Annotated in this window: 18 protein-coding genes; 13 read left to right on the top strand and 5 right to left on the bottom strand. The window is 68.6% G+C overall.

The window, feature by feature from the left end; genetic code table 11:
- Positions 1 to 37 precede the first annotated feature (37 nt).
- A complete protein-coding gene (locus AC07UH_RS01755) occupies positions 38 to 1,819 on the bottom strand; it encodes an AcrB/AcrD/AcrF family protein (RefSeq protein WP_495179540.1) in 1,782 nt (593 codons plus the stop codon).
- 59 nt (positions 1,820 to 1,878) lie between these two features.
- Here AC07UH_RS01755 and AC07UH_RS01750 point away from each other — a divergent pair, with 59 nt between their 5' ends.
- Entirely contained in the window at positions 1,879 to 2,310 is a 432-nt protein-coding gene (locus AC07UH_RS01750) for a GtrA family protein (RefSeq protein WP_081974442.1), read from the top strand.
- Positions 2,310 to 3,038, top strand: coding sequence for a class I SAM-dependent methyltransferase (locus AC07UH_RS01745; RefSeq protein ID WP_495179541.1), 729 nt, complete (start codon positions 2,310 to 2,312; stop codon positions 3,036 to 3,038). Before AC07UH_RS01750 ends, AC07UH_RS01745 begins: the two co-directional genes overlap by 1 nt.
- A 12-nt stretch (positions 3,039 to 3,050) precedes the next feature.
- Here AC07UH_RS01745 and AC07UH_RS01740 read toward each other — a convergent pair whose 3' ends face one another.
- Positions 3,051 to 4,070 (bottom strand): glycosyltransferase family 2 protein, encoded by a 1,020-nt coding sequence (locus tag AC07UH_RS01740; protein ID WP_038664279.1) that lies wholly within the window; start codon positions 4,068 to 4,070, stop codon positions 3,051 to 3,053.
- A gap of 94 nt (positions 4,071 to 4,164) precedes the next feature.
- Positions 4,165 to 5,619: a pyruvate kinase gene (gene pyk, locus AC07UH_RS01735; protein ID WP_038664282.1), complete on the bottom strand. Its 1,455-nt coding sequence runs from the start codon at positions 5,617 to 5,619 to the stop codon at positions 4,165 to 4,167.
- A 75-nt stretch (positions 5,620 to 5,694) separates the two neighbouring features.
- On the opposite strand from pyk, the gene AC07UH_RS01730 reads away from it, so the two are divergent.
- Positions 5,695 to 6,084 (top strand): DUF1244 domain-containing protein, encoded by a 390-nt coding sequence (locus AC07UH_RS01730; protein ID WP_495179542.1) that lies wholly within the window; start codon positions 5,695 to 5,697, stop codon positions 6,082 to 6,084.
- A 104-nt stretch (positions 6,085 to 6,188) separates the two neighbouring features.
- Positions 6,189 to 6,455, top strand: a complete 267-nt coding sequence (locus AC07UH_RS01725; protein WP_052075679.1) for a DUF2312 domain-containing protein — start codon at positions 6,189 to 6,191, stop codon at positions 6,453 to 6,455.
- A 144-nt stretch (positions 6,456 to 6,599) separates the two neighbouring features.
- Here the strand turns inward: AC07UH_RS01725 and AC07UH_RS01720 are convergent, their stop codons facing one another.
- Positions 6,600 to 7,274, bottom strand: a complete 675-nt coding sequence (locus AC07UH_RS01720; RefSeq protein WP_137899488.1) for a queuosine precursor transporter — start codon at positions 7,272 to 7,274, stop codon at positions 6,600 to 6,602.
- A gap of 118 nt (positions 7,275 to 7,392) precedes the next feature.
- Here AC07UH_RS01720 and AC07UH_RS01715 point away from each other — a divergent pair, with 118 nt between their 5' ends.
- From AC07UH_RS01715 to clpS, 3 genes are all read left to right on the top strand, one after another.
- Positions 7,393 to 9,162 (top strand): PHA/PHB synthase family protein, encoded by a 1,770-nt coding sequence (locus AC07UH_RS01715; RefSeq protein WP_495179543.1) that lies wholly within the window; start codon positions 7,393 to 7,395, stop codon positions 9,160 to 9,162.
- A gap of 90 nt (positions 9,163 to 9,252) precedes the next feature.
- Positions 9,253 to 9,921: a phasin family protein gene (locus AC07UH_RS01710; protein WP_038664293.1), complete on the top strand. Its 669-nt coding sequence runs from the start codon at positions 9,253 to 9,255 to the stop codon at positions 9,919 to 9,921.
- Positions 9,922 to 10,050: 129 nt separating this feature from the next.
- Complete coding sequence (clpS, locus tag AC07UH_RS01705; protein WP_038664297.1) at positions 10,051 to 10,374, top strand: ATP-dependent Clp protease adapter ClpS; 324 nt, start codon at positions 10,051 to 10,053, stop codon at positions 10,372 to 10,374.
- Between the two features lie 24 nt (positions 10,375 to 10,398).
- Here clpS and AC07UH_RS01700 read toward each other — a convergent pair whose 3' ends face one another.
- Positions 10,399 to 11,145: a Crp/Fnr family transcriptional regulator gene (locus AC07UH_RS01700; RefSeq protein ID WP_495179544.1), complete on the bottom strand. Its 747-nt coding sequence runs from the start codon at positions 11,143 to 11,145 to the stop codon at positions 10,399 to 10,401.
- A 160-nt stretch (positions 11,146 to 11,305) separates the two neighbouring features.
- Between AC07UH_RS01700 and murA the strand changes: the two genes are divergently transcribed.
- From murA to ftsH, 6 genes are all read left to right on the top strand, one after another.
- Positions 11,306 to 12,589: a UDP-N-acetylglucosamine 1-carboxyvinyltransferase gene (gene murA / locus AC07UH_RS01695; protein ID WP_495179545.1), complete on the top strand. Its 1,284-nt coding sequence runs from the start codon at positions 11,306 to 11,308 to the stop codon at positions 12,587 to 12,589.
- 455 nt (positions 12,590 to 13,044) lie between these two features.
- Positions 13,045 to 15,318: a phosphoenolpyruvate--protein phosphotransferase gene (ptsP, locus tag AC07UH_RS01690; protein WP_495179546.1), complete on the top strand. Its 2,274-nt coding sequence runs from the start codon at positions 13,045 to 13,047 to the stop codon at positions 15,316 to 15,318.
- Between the two features lie 98 nt (positions 15,319 to 15,416).
- Complete coding sequence (locus AC07UH_RS01685; RefSeq protein ID WP_495179547.1) at positions 15,417 to 16,373, top strand: helix-turn-helix domain-containing protein; 957 nt, start codon at positions 15,417 to 15,419, stop codon at positions 16,371 to 16,373.
- 75 nt (positions 16,374 to 16,448) lie between these two features.
- Entirely contained in the window at positions 16,449 to 17,387 is a 939-nt protein-coding gene (locus AC07UH_RS01680; RefSeq protein WP_495179548.1) for a tetratricopeptide repeat protein, read from the top strand.
- Positions 17,350 to 18,381, top strand: coding sequence for a tRNA lysidine(34) synthetase TilS (gene tilS, locus AC07UH_RS01675; RefSeq protein WP_495179549.1), 1,032 nt, complete (start codon positions 17,350 to 17,352; stop codon positions 18,379 to 18,381). Before AC07UH_RS01680 ends, tilS begins: the two co-directional genes overlap by 38 nt.
- A 55-nt stretch (positions 18,382 to 18,436) precedes the next feature.
- Positions 18,437 to 20,410, top strand: a complete 1,974-nt coding sequence (gene ftsH / locus AC07UH_RS01670) for an ATP-dependent zinc metalloprotease FtsH (protein WP_137899252.1) — start codon at positions 18,437 to 18,439, stop codon at positions 20,408 to 20,410.
- The last annotated feature ends 15 nt before the right edge of the window (positions 20,411 to 20,425 follow it).

Below are 20,425 nucleotides of genomic sequence, written 5' to 3'. Positions count from 1 at the left end.
GGCGCGCCGGATGGGGAGGACAGGGCGCCCTCCCGGCTCAATCCACCTTGAACAACCGCAGCGGCGAATTGGCGGGCAGCGGCAGTGGCGTCAGCCATGCCGGCACCTCGCCATGCGCGAGCTGGTCGTAGAAGCCGCCCGGATTGCGCGCGCGATAATTGGTCGATTCCGAATGGTTCGGGCAGAGCATCAGCATCGTCGCGCCGTGGCGCCTGATGATCGCGTGCGCCTGATCCGCGCTTCCACCAAAGGCATGCTGGACGTCGAGGATCGCATCGCCGTTGCGGTGATACGGCCCCGCGATCGCGTCGTGATGCGTCACCGTGATCAGCCGCGGCCCGAGGTCGACGAAGGTGAAGATCGTCTGCGCCGGATAGCGGTCGAGCGCCTTCAGCACCGTATAGCGCACGCAGCTCCCGGTCGAACGGTTGACCCGCTTGGTATAGGCATTGGGGACGTCGACCGGCAGATATTTGATGATCAGCCCGGCGAACAGGCCCGAGACGATGAGGAAGGCCGCCACCGTACCGCCGATCCGCACCGGCCACGAGCGATGCTCGAGCAGCCACGGCAGCACGATCCAGCCGAGCAAGGTCGCGCCCGGCACCGCGAGCAGCTGCGCCGCCGGCCCGGCGCGCACCTGCCACAGCAGCATCAGGCAGGCGAAGGTGACGAACAATGCCACCGCGCTCCAGCCGATCAGCGCCGGCGAGCGCCGCGCCCGCCACGTGCCGAGGATCACGCCGACGACGCCGACGATCGGCAGCGCCGCGATCGGAAAGCCGAGGCGGAACGGATGTTTGTAGATCGGCTTCGCCTCGCGGACGTTGTTCAGCCAGTTCTTCTGCAATTCGGGCGAGACGCCCTCGGGCCGGCCGAGGCATTGCGGGAAGAAATGGACGAACCCCGCCGCGATTCCCGCCCCCGCCGCCACCGCGAGGCCGATGCGCAAGCCCCGCGACGTCGGGTTGAGCCACGCCAGCAGGAACAGCAAAGCCCCCGCCGCGACGGTGACGCTGAGCCACACCGGGGTCAGCGCGTCGCAGCGCATCGCGTAATTCGCGGTCGAGGCGAACGCCGCGAAGCCGATCGCGCTGCCGCCGCCGAGGCTGAGCGCATAGGCCTGCAACCGCCGCGCCTCGCCGCGGTCCCACACCCAGCGCAGCGCGAGGATCGCGCCCGCCATCGCGCAATAGGGCAGCATCTCGAGCCCGATCGCGAGGCTGACCGCGCTCGCCAGCCCGACCATCAGCCCGCCGCGCGCGCCTTTGGCATCGCACAGGCCGGCGACGGTGAGGCTGAGCATCGCGAGCTGCCAGCCGTGATGGTCGATCCGCTCGGGCAGAAACATCAGCATCGTCGCCGAGGTGCCGAGCAGGAACAGCAACGCCAGCGGCCACGCGCGCGGATCGATCAGCCGCCGCACCGTCGCCGCGACGCCGAGCATCGCGATCGAGAGCGGCAGCAGCGGCGCGATCCCGCACGCCAGCCGCTCCGCCCAGAAATTGCTGGTGAACAGGCGGAAGAAAAGGATCAGCCCGGCGATCGGCAGATCGACGATGCGGCTCCAGTGGATGTCGAAGCCGACCGGCGGATTGAGCCGGTAGTTGCGCAGATCGTACCAATCCTGCCCGGCGAGCCAGGCGCGCACCTGCATCAGCCGCATGTTGTCGTCGGTGTCGCCGAGCGACAGCCAGCGGATCAGGTTCCAGTCGTTCCAGACGTACCAGACCATCACCCCGAGCCAGGTGACGAGGGTGAGCGCGATCCAGTGCCGGGCGAGCGCGTCGTCCAGCCGACCGCGGGGAGCTATGTTCAACTGAGCGACTTTCGTTTTGGCCGTTTCGTTCCCGGAGCAATGGCTTTAGGGCGGAGCGGATGGCGAGGGAAGCACCGGCACGACTTGCGGCGATACGCGACAGCGGCATGCTGGGGCAGATGATCCGCTTCGGTATCGCCGGCGGTATCTCGACGCTGATCTATTCGGCGGTCTATCTGCCGCTGACCGCCTGGGTCTTCCCGCGCGAACACGCCGTCTACGCCGTGCCGTTCGCCTTCGCCGTCGCGGTCACCGCGGGCTTCTTCCTGCACAGCCGCTGGAGCTTCAAGGGCCATGGCACGCGCCGTCGTGGCGGCTGGCAGCAGGCGCAGTTCGTCGGCGTGCAGGCGACGGGCATGGCGCTCAACGCGATCGTCACCTGGATCGGCACCGCGCATTTCGGCCTGCCCGCCTGGGCACCGCTGCTGCCCGCGGTGGCGCTGGCGACGATCGTCACCTTCATCCTCAATCGCTGGCTGGTGTTCGCTTAATGGATCGCATCGTCTACGACCGTATGGCCGCGCATGATTCTACCCATTGGTGGTATCGCGCGCGCCGCGACATCCTCAGCGACTATCTGACCCGTTACGGCGCCCTGCCCAAGGACGCGCGCATCCTCGAGATCGGCTGCGGCACCGGCCACAATCTGCCGATGCTGGCGAGCTTCGGCGAGGTCGATGCGATCGAGATCGATCCCGCCGCGCGCGCAATCGCCAGCGAGCGGCTCGGCCGCCCGGTCGGCGACGCGCCGCTGCCCGACCTGCCCGGCGTCGCGCGCGGGTCGTACGATCTCGTCGCGGTGCTCGACGTGGTCGAGCATATCGAGGACGATGTCGCGGCGCTGAAGGGGATGGCGAGCCTGCTCAGGCCGGGCGGCAAGATCCTGATCGCGGTGCCGGCGCACCAATGGCTGTGGAGCGCGCACGACGTCGTGAATCACCACCACCGGCGCTATTCCAAGGCGTCGCTGGTCAAGGCGATCGCGGCGGCGGGGCTGGCGCCGCGCAAGCTCACCTATTTCAATTCGCTGCTGTTCCCGCTCGCCGCGGCGGCGCGGATCGCCGGGCGGCTGACGGGCCGCGACGACAGCGACGATTCGCCCCCCGCCAAGCCGCTCAACGCTTTGTTCGAGAAGATCTTCCGGCTCGAACGTCACGCGGTCGGCCGCGTGCCGCTGACGCCGGGCGTGTCGATCGTGACGCTGGCGGAGCCGAACTGACCCGGACGGCGGCTATTCGGCCGCCCGTCGTTCGTCCGCCAATTCGAACTCGGGCGAGGGTTCGGCGGCGTTGAAGCCGAGCGTCGAGCGGCCCTTTACCGGGCCGGCGATGTCGGCGACCAGATAGAGCGGCCGCCGCTTTGATTCGATATAGAGCCGGCCGAGATATTCGCCGATCATGCCGAGGACGAACATCTGTGCCGCCGACAGCACGGTGACGACGAGCATCGTCGAGGTCCAGCCCTGTACCGGCGAGCCTTCGAAAAAGCCCCACAGGATGTAGAAGAGCAGCAGCAGCGACGCGCCGGCGAGGATCACCGAGGCGTGGCTGGCGAAGCGCAGCGGCGCGGTCGAGAAACCGGTGACCGCGTCGAAGGCGAGCCGTACCATCTTGCCGAGCGGATAATTGGTCTCGCCGGCATGGCGCTCGGCACGGTCGTAGGGAAACGGTACCTGACGGAAGCCGACCCATGCCACCATGCCGCGGATGAAGCGCGCCTGTTCGGGCAGCGACAGCAAGGCGTCGAGCGCGCGGCGGCTCATCAGCCGGAAATCGCCGGTGTCGAGCGGGATCGGCGTGTCGGTGACGCGGTCGAGCACGCGGTAGAAAGCGGCGGCGGTCGCCTTCTTGAAGATCGTCTCGCCCTCGCGCTTGCGGCGGACCGCATAGACGACGTCCGCGCCCTCAGCGCTCATCGTCGCGCGCATGTCGGTGAGCAGTTCGGGCGGGTCCTGGAGATCGGCGTCGATGATGAGGATCTGTTCGCCCGAACACAGATCGAGCCCGGCGGTCAGCGCCAGTTGGTGGCCGTGGTTGCGCGACAGGTTGATCGCGACCAGCCGCGGGTCCTGTTCGCTGAGCCGCTGCATCACCGCCCAGCTGTCGTCGCGGCTGCCGTCGTTGATGAGGACGATCTCGTGATCGTCGCCGACCGCGGCGCGGGCCGCCGCCGCGACCCGCGCATGCAGCAGGTCCAGGCATGCGGCCTCGTTGTAGCACGGGATGACGACGGACAGGGCGGGACGGTACATGACGCCCCGTCCTTAGCGGCTCACACGCCCGTCATCCATACGTAACGTGGCGGCGCATGGTCGTAGGCGCCGGGCGGCGCCTACGACGCGATGCTCAGCTATAGTCCTTGAGCTCGTCGCCGATGATGCGGACGACGTGGAGCACGTTGGTCGACCCCGGCGTGCGGAACGGCACGCCCGCCATCACGATCACGCGGTCGCCCGCCTGCGCGATGCCGGTGCGCAGCGCCATGCGCTTCGCCTTGCCGACCATGTCCTCGAACGATTCGACGTCGCGGGTGTGCACCGCATGCGTCCCCCACAGCAGGCCGAGCCGGCGCGCGGTCTCCTTGCTCGGGGTGAGCACGAGGATCGGCACCGAGGGCCGCTCGCGGGCGATGCGGCGCGCGGTCGAGCCCGAGGTGGTGAAGCAGATGATCGCGGTCGCCGAGGTGGTCTTGGCGATCTGCTTGGCGGCTTCCGACAGAGCGTCGGCGGTGGTCGGGTCGGGGCGCGTCACGGTGAAATGGACGCGGTCGCCGTGCATCGGGTCGCTTTCGACCGAGACGCCGATCGAGTTCATCATCGCGACCGATTCGACCGGCCACGCGCCCGCGGCGCTTTCCGCCGACAGCATGATCGCGTCGGCGCCGTCGTAGATCGCGGTGGCGACGTCGGACACTTCGGCGCGGGTCGGCGACGGGCTCTGGATCATCGATTCGAGCATCTGCGTCGCGACGACGACCGGGCGGCCGAGCCGGCGCGAGGTCTCGACGATGCGCTTCTGCAGCGGCGGTACGGTCTGCGGCGGCAGCTCGACGCCGAGATCGCCACGCGCGACCATCACGCCGTCGCACATCTCGACGATCTCTTCGAGTCGGTCGATCGCCGCGGGCTTCTCGATCTTGGCGAGCAGGGCCGCCTTGCCGCCGATCAGCTTGCGCGCCTCGGCGAGATCCTCGGGCCGCTGCACGAAGGAGAGCGCGATCCAGTCGACGCCCTGTTCGACCGCAAAGGCGAGGTCGCTGCGGTCCTTCTCGGTCAGCGCCGCCATCGGCAGCACGACGTCGGGGACGTTGAGCCCCTTGTTGTTGGACAGCGCGCCGCCGACCTCGACCAATGTCTCGATCCGGTCGGCGTCATGGTCGGTGACGCGCAAGACCAGCTTGCCGTCGTCGAGCAACAGGCGCGCGCCCGGTTCGATCGCGGCGAAGATCTCCTTGTGCGGCAGCTCGACGCGGGTGGCGTCGCCCGGCGTCGGATCGCGGTCGAGCACGAAGGTGCTGCCGTGTTCGAGCACGGTGCGCCCGCCCTCGAACTTGCCGACGCGCAGCTTCGGGCCCTGCAGATCGGCGAGGATCGTCGTCGGGCGGTTGAATTCCTGTTCGAGCGCGCGGATCGCCTGGATCACCGCGACCTTGGACTGCTGGTCGCCGTGGCTCATGTTGACGCGGAAGGCGTCCGCGCCCGCCTGGAACAGCGTCGCGATCATCTCGGGGGTGTTGCTTGCCGGACCTAATGTCGCCAGCACGCGAACCTTTCGCGCGCGGGGCGCAATGGCAGTCGTCATAGAAAGGGCTCCTGGGGAATGGCCGCGCTCCCCTCTAGCCCCTATCTAGGACCGATCAACTTCCGAAAGGTTTTCATGACCGACAAACTCGCCGCGCTGCCCGACGCCGTCGCCGCGGCGGCGTTCCGCCGCCTCGTCCGCCACCTGCGCCATCGCACCGATGCGCAGAACGTCGACCTGATGGGCCTGTCGGGATTCTGCCGCAACTGCCTGTCCGACTGGATCGAGGAGGCGGGCGACCTGACCAAGGCCGAGGCGCGCGAGACGATCTACGGCATGCCGCAAGCCGAGTGGAAGGCGCGCTATCAGAGCGAGGCGACGCCCGAACAGCTCGCCCGCATGGAGGAAAGCCTCAAGCGCAACGAGGGCCGCGACGCCGCGCAGGAGGATGCGCTGGACGAGGCGCTCGACGAGAGTTTCCCGGCGAGCGATCCGCCCGCGATGACCGAGCCCGGCCGGGGTTGAGCCCGGCGGGCTAAGCGCCTAGACGCCCGCCCCTACCGGTCGTGACCGGTATCCTTTCAGCGAATCATATGAGGGCCGCAGGGCGCCTGCGGCGGGGTGGGACAATGGCGGAAGAACGGCAAGACGGCATGGGCGGCGGCCAGGTCGCGGCGGACGAGCTGCGCCTCCTGATCGAGCGCGCCGAGCGGCTCGAGGAAGAGAAGAAGGGTATCGCGGACGACATCAAGGACGTGATGGCCGAGGCCAAGGGCCGCGGCTACGACCCCAAGGCGATCCGCAAGATCCTCTCGATCCGCAAGAAGAAGAAGGAAGAATATCAGGAGGAGGAGGCGATCCTCGAAGTGTACATGCAGGCGCTCGGCATGATCTGATCGCGTGCAGTGTTCCTGCGGACGCAGGAACCCAGGGTCAAGCGGCGCAACGGTTCACGGCGTTCCGGACTTCTGGGCTCCTGCTTTCGCAGGAGCACTGGCGTGGTTTCGGGCGGCGAGGTCACCGCCTCGACGCTTCCGGCGTCACCCCCGGTCGAGCCGCCGGCCCAATCCGACGAACAGATAGATCAGCGGCGGCACGATGATCGCCGAGAGCAGCACCTTGGCGATCATCTGGCCGAGCAGCAACTCGCCGATCGGGAAGACGCCGGCGAAGGCGATCGTCACGAACAGCAAGGTGTCGACGATCTGGCTGAGCACGCTGGCGATGCCGGCGCGCAGCCAGAGCAGCCCGCTCCCCTCGCGCCCTTTCAGCGCGGCGAAGATCGTCACGTTGAGCGTCTGCGAGATGCCGTAGGCGACGATGCCGCCGAGCCAGATGCGCGGGGTGCCGCCCATCATCAGCGTGAAGGCGTCGCGCCGCGCCGGGTCCATGTCCGCGGCGGCGGGCACCGACAGCACCACCACCGACAGCAGGATCGACACGATCAGCGGCGCGAAGCCGATCCGCACCAGCCGCGTCGCGGTGTCGCCGCCGTGCAGTTCGGCGATCGCGCTCGACACGACGACGAGCAGCAGGAAGGCGAAGATGCCCGCCTCCACCGCGAGCGGGCCGAGCCCGACGAGCGGCCCCAGCGCCGACAGCGGGCCGAGCGCGACCTGTTTGTTGCCGAGCACGCCGGCGATGCAGACCATGCCGCCGTAGAAGATCGAGAAAGCGAAGAGCGAGCGCGGGATAGCGCGAACCGGAGTGTCCATCGCCGCGACGCTAGCGGCTTTCGCCCGGCCTGCAAACCGCGCGCGGGGCGGCCGGTGCGGATAGCCATTCCCACGCAGGCGCGCGACGGGTAACGTCGCCCGCGGAGAAGAGGATGCCATGGCCGATCCGCACGACGACCAGACCGCCCACGCACAGGATGCCGCCCCCGGCGCGCCCGATCTCGCCGAACTCCAGCACTGGACCTGGGTGATGGGCCGCGCGCAGCAGATGATGATGGAGCAGGGCCTGGGCCTGATGACGGCGGGCGGCGCGCTGCCCGACGCGGCGCCCTCCCCGCTCGTCAATCCCACGCTGGTCCGCCAAACGCAGGATTATTGGCGCGACAATCTGGCGCTGTGGCAGCGCTTCGTCGATCCCGCCGCGCAAGTGCCGCCGCCGCCGCAATCGGACGGCGACGCGCGCGACAAGCGCTTCAAGGCGGCGGCGTGGCGCGACGATCCCTGGTTCGACTGGATCCGCCGCAGCTACAATCTGATCGCCGACCATATGCTGCGCGGCGTCGACGCGCTCGACGGCGTGCCCGAGCGGCAGAAGGAGCAGTTGCGCTTCGCCGCGCGCGGGCTGGTCGAGGCGATGAGCCCGTCCAACTTCCCGCTGACCAACCCCGAGGTGGTCGAGAAGACGATCGCGACCAAGGGGCAGAACCTGCTCGACGGGCTCAGGAACATGCTCGCCGACATCCAGAAGGGCCAGCTCACCCATACGTCCGAGGGCGCGTTCGAGGTCGGCCGCAACCTGGCGACGACGCCGGGCAAGGTGGTCAAGCGCACGCCGCTGTACGAGCTGATCCAGTATACGCCGACCACCGACCGCGTCATGACGACGCCGCTGGTGATCTTCCCGCCGTGGATCAACCGCTTCTACATCCTCGATCTGACCCCCGAAAAGAGCTTCATCCGCTGGGCGGTGGAACAGGGCGTCACCGTCTTCATGGTGTCGTGGAAGTCGGCGGACGCGTCGATGAAGGACGTGGTGTGGGACGATTACGTCACCGCGCAGGTCGACGCGGTCGACACGATCCGCGCCGCGCTCGACGTGCCGGCGGTGCATACGATCGGCTATTGCGTCGCCGGCACGACGCTGGCGGCGACGCTGGCCCTGCTCGCCGCGCGCGACGAGGCGGACAAGGTCGCCAGCGCGACCTTCTTCACCGCGCAGGTCGATTTCGCGCAGGCCGGCGAATTGCAGCATTTCGTCACCGACGAGCAACTGGCGCTGATCGGCACCTTGTCGCCGCAGGGCTTCCTCGACGGGCGCTACATGGCCGCGACGTTCAACCTGCTGCGCGGGCGCGACCTGATCTGGAACTACGTCACCAACAATTATCTGTTGGGGTCCGACTATACGCCGTTCGATTTGCTCCACTGGAACGGCGACACCACCAACCTGCCGGCGAAATGGCATCTGTCGTACCTGACCGATCTGTATCGCGACAATCTGCTCGTCCAGCCCGGCGCGATGTCGGTGGCGGGCGAGGCGCTCGATCTTCGCCGGGTGACGACGCCGGCCTATGTCCAGGCGGGGCGCGAGGATCATATCGCGCCGGCCGACAGCGTCTGGCGAATCACCCATCTGCTGCGCGGGCCGCTGCGCTTCGTGCTCGCCGGATCGGGGCATATCGCGGGCGTGGTGAACCCGCCGGCGGCGGGCAAATACCAATATTGGACCAACGAATCGGGTGTGGAGAGCCTCGCCGAATTCGTCGCCGGCGCGACCGAGACGAAGGGAAGCTGGTGGCCGGACTGGCTCGCCTGGCTGCGCGCGATCGACGGCGATACCGTCGCCGCGGCGGGCGCGCGGCTGCCCGGCACGGGGGCGCTGACCGCGCTCGGCGAGGCACCCGGAGACTATGTCCGCGCGCGGTAACGCTATCATGCTGCACCGCAACAAATTTAGTTGAAAGTGAGGGCGATACCGACTATTGTGCGTTGCAGCATAATAGCTGGAGTAGGATCGATGGACGATACCGTCCCGAAGTCGCCGATCACGCCCGCCCGCCGTGGCGCCGGCGCCGCGCGTGGCGCCGATAGCGCCGCCGCCCCGTCCCAGCGTTCCAAGATCAAGCCGACCGGCAGGAAGCCGGCTGCGGTGCGTGCGCCCGAGCCGGCGACTGCATCGCTTCCCGTCGTGCCCGCCGCCGTCCCGGTCGCGGTCGCGCCGATTGTCCCACCCGCAGCAAAGGAAGTTCCCATGGAAACGATCGAGAACGTCACCGCCACGACCCAGACCGCCTTCACCGATGCGACCGACCGCGCCAAGGGTGCCGTCGACAAGAGCCAGAAGCTGCTTCAGGAGGCCAGCGAGTTCGGCAAGGGCAATATCGAGGCGCTTGTCGAATCGTCGAAGATCGCCGCGCGCGGCCTCGAGACGCTCGGCCAGGATGCCGCCGCTTATGCCAAGAAGTCGTTCGAGGAGGCCGCCACGGTCGCCAAGACGCTGACCTCGGTCAAGTCGCCGACCGAATTCTTCAAGCTGCATTCGGATTACGTCCGCTCGTCGTTCGACGCGCTCGTCCAGCACAGCTCGCACAATGCCGAAGCGGTGCTGAAGCTCGCCGGCGAAGTCGTGCAGCCGCTGTCGAACCGCGTCGCGCTCGCCGCCGAGAAGCTCAAGGTCGCGGCGTAAGCGCCCGTTCGACCCGGATTAAAGGGGCGGCCGCAGCGATGCGGTCGCCCTTTTCCTGTTCCAAGCCCTTGCTCCGCGCGCCCGGCGTGCCATATTTCGGCGATCACCATGACAGTTGAAGCGATCACGATGGCCGAACGCCGCGACGATGGAACGGATGAGGGCACCGGCCTCGCCACCAAGACCCGGACGCGGACAAAACAGCCGACGCCGTACCGCGTTCTGATGCTCAACGACGACTATACGCCGATGGAATTCGTCGTCCTGTGCCTGCAACGCTTCTTCCGGATGAACATGGAGGAGGCGACGCGGGTCATGCTGCACGTCCATCAGAAGGGCGTCGGCGTCTGCGGCGTGTTCTCCTACGAAGTCGCCGAGACCAAGGTCGGGCAGGTCATGGACTTCGCCCGCCAGAACCAGCATCCGCTGCAATGTACGCTGGAGAAGGCGTAAACGCCCGACGGGCCGCCGTCGCCGTTATCGCGCGCCCGGCAGCCAGCTGAAGTCGAGACCCGCCGCGCGTGCGGTGTCGCGCGCGGTGTGATGCGCGGTCCGCACCAACATGGTTTCGTCGACGAAGGTCATCCGGCCGCCGTCGCGTGCGATCATCCCGTCGTCCTGCAACTGGCGCAGCATGCGGTTGACGTGCACCGCGGTGAGCCCGGTGGCATCGCCGATCTCCTCCTGCGTCAGCCCGAGCTGGAAGGTGTTGCCGGCGGTGCCGTCGACGATGCGCAGCCGGTTGCGGATGTCGATCAGCAGCGCCGCAACGCGCGCCTTGGCCGAGGTGCGACCGAGCCCGGCGAGCCGGTCGGTGAGCGCGACGCGCTCGATCTGGTCGACCGCGATCAGCAGCGCGGCGAGTCGGGGATGATCGGCGCTGAGCGTGCCGATCGCCGCCCGCTCGACCGGCGCGACGGCGCATTCGGTGAGTGCGATCACCGTTTCGGGCGAGTTGCGATAGACCAGCCCCGCCATCGCCACCAGGTCGCCGCGGAACAGGAACCGCAGGATCTGGCGGCTGCCGTCGGGCAGGATGACATAGCTCATCATCGTGCCGCGTTTGACCACGAACAGCTCCGGGGATTTGTCGTGTTCGCGCAGCAGCACCGCGCCGCGGCGCAGTGTCCGTTCGCGCTGTTCGAGGCTGTCGAGGGCCGCCTTCTCATTGTTCGACAGGTCGATCAGTTCGCCGAGGCGCTCGGCGAGGCAACTGGTCGTCACGCTGTTGAAATCCCCCAATTAATCGATTCTGGGTAGCAGCAACCCAAGTCGGTGCATTAAAATCAATCAACAAGCCGGGTTAAAGTTGGTTATGCGGGTGCGATCGTCCATCGCCGCATTCGCGTCTTGCGCGGGCGCGGCGGCGCGTTAGACGACGGGGATGGACCGTATCCTCATCCGTGGCGGCAATCGCCTGTCGGGCCGCCTGCGCATCTCGGGCGCCAAGAACGCCGCGCTGACGCTGATGCCCTGCGCCTTGCTCACCGACGAACCGCTGACGCTGCGCAATTTGCCGCGGCTCGCCGACGTCGATGGTTTCGGGCATCTGCTCAACCAATTGGGCGCCTCGACTCGGATCGAGGGGACGCGGCCGGAGGATTTCGGCCGGGTGATGACGATCCGCGCCGGCAAGCTCACCTCGACCGAGGCGCCCTACGACATCGTCCGCAAGATGCGCGCGTCGATCCTGGTGCTCGGCCCGGTACTGGCGCGCGCCGGCGAGGCGACGGTGTCGCTGCCCGGCGGCTGCGCGATCGGCAATCGCCCGATCGACCTGCACCTCAAGGCGCTGGAGGCGATCGGCGCCGAGCTCGAAATGGCGGCGGGCTATGTCAAGGCGACCGCGCCGGGCGGGCGACTGACCGGCGGGCGCTATCGCTTCCCGGTGGTGTCGGTCGGCGCGACCGAGAATGTCGTGATGGCGGCGGTGCTGGCCAAGGGCAGCAGCGTGATCGAAAATGCGGCGCGCGAGCCCGAGATCGTCGACCTGTGCAACTGCCTCGTCGCGATGGGCGCGCGGATCGAGGGGATCGGCACCGAGACGCTGGAGATCGAGGGTGTCGACCGGCTCCACGGCGCGACCTATGCGGTGATGCCCGACCGGATCGAGGCGGGCAGCTATGCCTGCGCCGCGGCGATCACCGGCGGCTCGCTCGACCTGCTCGGCGCCAATGCCGCCGACATGCAGGCGACGATCGACGCGCTGCGCGAGGCGGGCGTGACGGTGACCGAGACGCGCGACGGCGTGTCGGTCGAGGCGAATGCGCCGCTCGGCCCGATCACATTGTCGACCGCGCCCTATCCGGGCTTCGCCACCGACATGCAGGCGCAGTTCATGGCGATGCTGTGCAAGGCGTCGGGCGCCAGCGTGCTGACCGAGACGATCTTCGAGAATCGCTACATGCACGTGCCCGAGCTGGCGCGGATGGGTGCCGACATCCAGGTCCACGGCCGTACCGCGGTGGTCAAGGGCGTCGACCGGCTGGTCGGCGCGCCGGTGATGGCGACCGACCTGCGCGCGTCGATGAGCCTGATCCTCGCCGGGCTGGCGGCGGAGGGCGAGACCTCGGTCGCGCGCGTCTACCACCTCGACCGCGGCTACGAGCGGCTGGAGGAGAAGCTCTCCGCGGTCGGTGCCGACATCGAACGCGCCAGCGACGGGTGAGCGCCAAATCCTCCCTCGCTTTAGCGGGGGAGGGGGACCAGCGAAGCTGGTGGAGGGGGCGTCGCCGCAAACGACCAAGTCCGCCGTATCCTCCCCCTCCGTCACGCCTCCTTCACGCCTTCGGCGCGCCACCTCCCCCTGGCAGGCAGGGCTATCGCATATGGCTGCGGTGATGAGACTCGAGCGGTTTCCTCACCAGATTCGTCACCTCGGACTCGTTCCGGGGTCCACGGTGCCGCAGGTGAACGGTGTCCCCTCAAGCCTTTCTCCTCGCCGCAGGGTGGACCCCGGAACAAGTCCGGGGTGACGAGGTGGGTTTTGATGACGGCGGCCCCGCACAAATCTTCATATGGAATTGCCCTGCCCTGGCGGGGGAGGAATTTGATCTTCCCTACCCCCCACCCCCGACGAATGGTGCATGGCACCCTGCCCCGGCATCTGTTAGCCCTGCTGTCATGCCCAGCTCGGCCGCCGCATCCGCCCGTGAGATCCTGACCCGCCTTCACGACGTGATGGCGGGTCGCAACCCGGCGCAGGCCAAGCTCAACGCCGTCGTCGGCATCATCGCCGAGGCGATGGATAGTGAGGTCTGCTCGATCTATCTGCTGCGCGAGGGCGTGCTCGAACTGTTCGCGACGCGCGGGCTCGACCAGGCGGCGGTCCATGTCACCAAGCTGGCGCTCGGCGAGGGGCTGGTCGGCTCGATCGCCGAGGATGTCGAGGTGCTCAACCTCGACGAAGCGGCGAGCCACCCCGATTTCGCCTACAAGCCCGAGACCGGCGAGGAACGCTATCACAGCTTTGCCGGCGTGCCGATCATCCGCCGCGAGCGCGCGGTCGGCGTGCTCGCCGTCCAGCATAGCGAGCAGCGCAAATATCAGGACGTCGAGATCGAGGCGTTGCAGACCGTCGCGATGGTGCTGTCGGAACTGATCGCCAACGCCGGGCTGATCGACAGCGCGACCGCCGGCAGCGACCGGCCGCAATCGACCGCGGCGGTGCGCCTGCCCGGGCAGAAGCTGGTCGAGGGCATGGCCTCTGGCCACGCCGTCTTCCATCAGCCGCGCATCGTCGTCGAACATACCGTCGCCGAGGACACCGACGCCGAGCGCCACCGCGTCTATGCCGCCTTCGACAAGATGCGCGAACAGATCGACCGGATGACGCGCGAGGCGGAATTCGGCGTCGGTGGCGAGCATGAGGAGGTCCTCCAGACCTACAAGATGTTCGCCTACGACGAGGGCTGGGCGCGGCGGATCAACGAGGCGATCGATTCGGGGCTCACCGCCGAGGCCGCGATCGAGCGCGTCCAGCAGCGCACCCGCCAGCGCATGCGCCAGATCGACGATCCGCTGCTCGCCGACCGGATGCACGATCTCGAGGATCTGGCCAACCGGCTGCTGCGCATCGTCTCGGGCAAGATGGGCACGGCGGCGCAGATGGGGCTGCGCCAGGACACGATCCTGATCGCGCGCAACCTCGGCCCCGCCGAATTGCTCGAATATGACAAGCGGCGGCTGAAGGGGGTGATCCTGGAAGAAGGGTCGCTCACCGCACATGTCACGATCGTCGCGCGCGCGATGGGCGTGCCGGTGCTAGGGCGCGTCCGCGACGTCCGCCGACTGATCGCCGAGGGCGATCTGATGCTGCTCGATTCGGTTGCCGGCAACGTCTTCGTCCGCCCGTCGGCGGCGATGGAGGAGGCGTTCGAAGCCAAGCTCGCGATGCGCCAGAAACGCAAAGCCGCCTTCGCCGCGCTGCGCGACGTGCCGCCGGTGACCAAGGACGGCCACCGCGTCACGCTGATGGTCAACGCCGGACTGCGCGACGATGTCGCCGCGCTCGACGTGACCGGTGCCGACGGCATCGGCCTGTTCCGCACCGAATTCCAGTTCCTCGTCTCGGCGACGCTGCCGCAGCGCGAGCGCCAGCAGCGGCTCTATCGCGAGGTGCTCGACGCGGCGGGGACGCGTCCGGTGATCTTCCGCACCGTCGACATCGGCGGCGACAAGGCATTGCCCTATCTCAACAAGGAAGATGCCGACGAGGAGAATCCGGCGATGGGCTGGCGCGCGCTGCGGCTCGCGCTCGACCGCGACGGCCTGATGAAGGTGCAGGCGCGCGCGCTGATCGAGGCGGCGGCAGGGCGCACGCTCAACGTCATGTTCCCGATGGTGTCGGAGGCGTGGGAATTCGCCGAGGCGAAGGCCTTGTTCGAGGCGCAGCGCGTCTGGCTCGACGCGCGCGGGCGGCGGCCGCCGCTGGCGATCCGCTATGGCGCGATGCTCGAAGTGCCCGCGCTCGCCGAGCAGCTCGACCTGCTGCTGCCCGACATCGACTTCCTGTCGGTCGGCACCAACGACCTCACGCAATTTTTATTCGCGGCCGATCGCGCCAATCCGCGGCTCGCCGAACGCTACGACTGGCTGAGCCCGTCGATCCTGCGCTTCCTGTCGCGGGTGATCGGGCCGTGCCGCGACGCGGGCGTCGACCTCGGCGTCTGCGGCGAGATGGGCGGGCGGCCGGTCGAGGCCATGGCGTTGATCGGATTGGGAATCGATCGGCTGTCGATCACCCCGGCGGCGATCGGGCCGATCAAGGCGATGGTGCGCAGCCTCGATCATGGCGCGGTCCAGCGCTTCGTCGCCGAGCTGATCGCGCGGCCGCCGCGCGACATGCGCGGCGCGCTGACCGAATGGGCGGCGCAGCACGGCGTCGATCTGGCCTGAAAGGCTGCCGAACCGCGGCCACCCCGCGTTGACTTGCAGCAAGGCATCGGGGAATGTCATGAACGTCAGCGATCCGCAGCCCTCCCTTGGAGACACGAATGGACGAGGTCGATCCCGGCCAGCCGAACCCGACCCCCGTTGCCCAGGCTCGCCCGGGTGAACGGCTGCGCCAAGCGCGGGAGATCAGGGGGCTGAGCCTGGCCGAAGTCGCGGCGCGGACGCGCGTGCCGCAACGACATCTGGAGGCGTTGGAGACCGGCGACTATGCGCTGCTGCCCTCGCCGACCTATGCGATGGGCTTCTCCAAGGCCTATGCGCGCGCCGTCGATGCCGACGAGGTCTCGATCGCGCAGGACGTGCGCCGCGAGCTCGACCGGCTCGGGCCGCGCCAGCCCGAATACGTCCCCTACGTCACCGCCGACCCGGCGCGGGTGCCCTCGCGCGGCGTCGCGGTGATCGGCGCCGGCGTCGCGCTCGCGGTCTTGATCCTCGTCGCGCTCTGGTATGGCAGCAGCCTGTTCCAGCCGCAGGCCACCACCACGGCGGCGAACGACGACGTCGCCACGCAGGCGGTCGCGCCCAAGCCGACCGCGGCGCCGTCGCCGGCGATCCCGACCGGCGGGCAGGTGGTGCTGACCGCGACCGATACGGTGTGGCTGCGCGTCTACGACGCCGACGACAAGGTGCTGTTCCAGGGTACGATGAAGCCGGGCGACCGGTTCGAGGTGCCCGCTGCCGCCAAGGATCCGATGATCAACGTCGGCCGTCCCGACAAATTGGCGGTCACGCTCAACGGTTCGGCGATCCCGCCGCTCGGCGACGGATCGCGCCCGATCAAGGATGTCGCGGTCAGCGGCTCGGCGGTGGCGCTGCGCCTCGCCGGCCAGCCCGCCGCCCAGCCCGCCGGGACGCCGACGGCGGCGCCGCGCCCGACCCGCAGCGGCGGTGCGCGGCGCGACGGCGGCAACCGGCGCAGCAGCGCCGTCGACACCGCCGGCGCCGACCGCATCGTCCCGCAAGAGCCGGCGGCGACAGGCAATTCTTTCGCACCTTAAGGCTGGCGACAGGTGGCCGGATGCAGCTATGGCGGCATGGAATTGACCCAAGCCGCGCCGGGGGGTGCCAAGATTATGCGTACGATCATCTGGGCGCTTGCCGCCACCTCGCTGATACCGGTCGGCGCCGCGGCGCAGAGCAACGTCGAAGGCCGCGTCGGCAAGCTCGAGAGCGAGATGCGCGCGGTGCAGCGCAAGGTGTTCCCGGGCGGCGCCGGCCAGTATCTCCAGCCGGAGATCACCCGCCCGGACGCGCCGCAGCAGGCGGGCGGCACGCCGGCAACCAGCGCGGTCGCCGACCTCACCGGCCGCGTCACCGCGCTGGAACAGCAGATGGCGTCGATGACCGACCAGATCGAGCAGACCGGGTTCAAGCTGCGCCAGCTGCAGGATCAGTTCGACGCCTATAAGCGCAGCAACGACGCGCAGCTGAAGGCTCTGGCGACCACCCCGGCGCTCGCCGCCGCGCCCGGCTCGGCACCGCTCGGTGGTGGCGACGACAGTGCGCGCCCCGCCGCCACGCCGGCCAGGAGCAACACGCCGGTGTCGGTCGCCGCCGCCGGCGACACCGCCCCCTCCGCCGCCGCGGTGGCCGGCGCCAAGGTCGACAAGCCGAGCACCGGCGACACGCCCGAGGACGAATATCTCTACGGCTATCGCCTGTGGGCGGCGAAGCAATATCCGCAGGCCGAGGTGCAGCTGAAGAAGGTCGTCGCCGACTATCCCAAGCATCGCCGCGCGAGCTGGGCGCAGAATCTGCTCGGCCGCGCCTATCTCGACGAGGGCAAGCCGAGCCTCGCCTCGATGGCCTTCTACGACAATTACAAGAAGATGCCTGACGGCGAACGCGCCCCCGACAGCCTCTATTATCTCGCCCAGGCGCTGATGAAGCTCAACAAGCCGGCCGACGCATGCAAGGTCTATGGCGAACTGACCGACGTCTACGGCACCAAGATTTCTCCGAGCATGAAGGCCGATGTCCAGAAGGGCCGTACCGCCGCCAAGTGCAAGTGACCCGTTCGCCGTCGCGGCGGAGCGGTTCCATCACGACCTGAACCGCGCGCTCGGGGTCGAGCCGCGCGGGGTGATCCTGCTCGCCGTGTCGGGGGGACCCGATTCGATGGCGATGCTGACGCTCGCCGCGGCAACCTTCCCCGGCCGTATCCGCGTCGCCACCGTCGACCACCGGCTGCGCGAGGCGGCGGCCGGGGAGGCGGCGATGGTGGCGAACCATTGCGCGTTGCTCCACGTGCCGCATGCGACGCTGATCCCCGACGAACCGATCACCGGCGCGAGTATCCAGGCGGCGGCGCGGCAGGTCCGCTATCGCCTGCTCGCCGACCACGCCCGCGCCATCGGTGCCGAGACGATCGCCACCGCGCACCATGCCGACGATCAGGCCGAGACCTTCCTGATGCGCGCCGCGCGCGGATCGGGCATCGCCGGGCTCGCCGGGGTGCGGCCGCGCGCGACGATCGAGGGCGCCACCGTCATCCGGCCGCTGCTCGAATGGCGCCGGGCCGAGCTGCGCGCGATCGTGCGGCGCGCCGAGGCGCCGTTCGTCGACGATCCCTCCAACGCCGATCCCGCGCACGACCGCACCCGCTTCCGCCGCCTGCTCGACGCCAACGAATGGCTCGGGCCGCCGCAGCTCGCCCGCGCCGCCGCCGCGCTCGCCGAGGCGGATGGCGACGTGCGCGCGATCGTCGAATGGCTGTGGTCGAGCCGCGCGGCCGCCGATGGCGCCGGCGTGCGCATCGACATGGCCGGCCTGCCCCGCGAACTCGTCCGCCGCCTCGCCCGCCGCGCGATCGGGCAGGTCGTCGCGGCCGCCGCGCTGCCCGCGCCGAAGTGGAGCGACTCGGCGAATATCGAGGCGCTGCTCGACGCGCTCGCCGCCGGCCGGCGGGCGACGCAGGCGGGCGTGCTGGTGTCGCCGCACGGCGACAGCTGGCGTTTCCGTCCCGCCCCGGCGCGTCGTTCTTCCGGATCGGCCGAATCAGGCTGAGCGTTCCATTGCCATTAACCTCCACACGCCTATCTTGTGCTGCGAAAGGTTCCCCATGAACGATAACGACAAGCAGCCCCAGAACGGCGATGGCGGCAACGGCGGCAACGGCGGCAACCCCTGGATGAAGAGCCTGCTCATCTGGGTCGGCATCCTGCTCGCGCTCGCGCTGTTCGTCACGATGTTCAACGGACCGAATACGGCCGGCGCGCGCAACACCGTCGCCTATTCAAAATTCCTCGACCAGGTCGACGAAGGTACCGTGAAGGATGTCGCGATCAGCCGCGACGTCATCACCGGCACCTATTCGAGCGGCGAGACGTTCCGCACCTATCCGATCCAGGACCCGACGCTGGTCCCGCATCTGCGCCAGAAGAACGTCACCATCGCCGCCAAGCCCGACGAGGGCACGTCGATGTGGATGCTGCTGCTCTACCAGTCGCTGCCGTTCCTGCTGTTCCTCGGCATCGCCTTCTTCGTCATCAAGCAGATGCAGAAGAACACCGGCGGCGGCGCGATGGGCTTCGGCAAGAGCCGCGCGCGCATGCTGACGCAGAAGGAAGGCAAGGTCACCTTCGACGACGTCGCCGGCATCGACGAGGCGCGCGCCGAGCTGACCGAGATCGTCGACTTCCTCAAGGACCCGACCAAGTTCGCGCGGCTCGGCGGCAAGATCCCGAAGGGCGCGCTGCTGGTCGGATCGCCCGGCACCGGCAAGACGCTGCTCGCCCGCGCGATCGCGGGTGAGGCGGGCGTGCCGTTCTTCACCATCTCGGGCTCGGACTTCGTCGAGATGTTCGTCGGCGTCGGCGCCAGCCGCGTCCGCGACATGTTCGAACAGGCCAAGAAGAGCGCGCCGTGCATCGTCTTCATCGACGAGATCGACGCGGTCGGCCGCCATCGCGGCGCCGGCCTCGGAAACGGCAACGACGAGCGCGAGCAGACGCTCAACCAGTTGCTCGTCGAGATGGACGGGTTCGAGGCGAATGAGGGGATCATCATCGTCGCGGCGACCAACCGTCCCGACGTGCTCGATCCCGCATTGCTGCGTCCCGGTCGCTTCGATCGTCAGGTCGTCGTGCCGCGCCCGGATATCGAGGGCCGGATCAAGATCCTCGAGGTCCATATGAAGAAGGTGCCGCTGGCGCCCGACGTCGACGCGCGGGTGATCGCGCGCGGCACGCCGGGCTTCTCGGGTGCCGATCTCGCCAATCTCGTCAACGAGGCGGCACTGATGGGCGCGCGCAAGGGCAAGCGGCTCGTCGCGATGGCCGAGTTCGAGGAGGCCAAGGACAAGGTCATGATGGGCGCCGAGCGGCGGTCGATGGTGATGACCGAGGACGAGAAGCGCATGACCGCCTATCACGAGGCGGGCCATGCGATCGTCTCGATCCACGAACAGGCGAGCGACCCGATCCACAAGGCGACGATCATCCCGCGCGGCCGTGCGCTGGGCATGGTGATGCGCCTGCCCGAGCGCGACAGCTACAGCTATCATCGCGACAAGATGTACGCCAACCTCGCGGTGTCGATGGGCGGCCGCGTCGCCGAGGAGATCATCTTCGGCTACGACAAGGTCTCGTCGGGCGCGAGCGGTGACATCCAGTACGCCACCGGTCTGGCGCGCGACATGGTCACCAAATGGGGCATGTCGGACAAGGTCGGCCCGGTCGAATATGCCCAGCCCGAGGGCGAATCGTTCCTCGGCTATTCGTCGTCGCAGCCGGTCCGCATGTCGAATGCGACCGCGCAGCTGATCGACGACGAGATCAAGGGCATCGTCGAGGGCGGCCTCGCCCGCGCCAAGCAGTTGCTGACCGAGCATGTCGACCAGCTCCATCTGCTCGCCGGTGCGCTGCTCGAATATGAGACGCTGTCGGGCGACGAGATCAAGAAGCTGATCGCCGGCGAGGAGATTGGTCGCATCGACTCGGGTCCCAAGCCGAGCGTGCCGCGGGCCGGCACCTCGATCCCCAAGACGCGCCGCCCCGGCGGCCCGTTCGGCAATCCGGCGCCGGCGGGGGCGTAACCCCCGCGGCGGTTC

This window comes from Sphingomonas sp. GW821-FHT04B01, from assembly GCF_059420425.1.
Note: the sequence above shows the minus strand (reverse complement) of the source record. Positions and strands in the feature narration are given on the sequence as shown.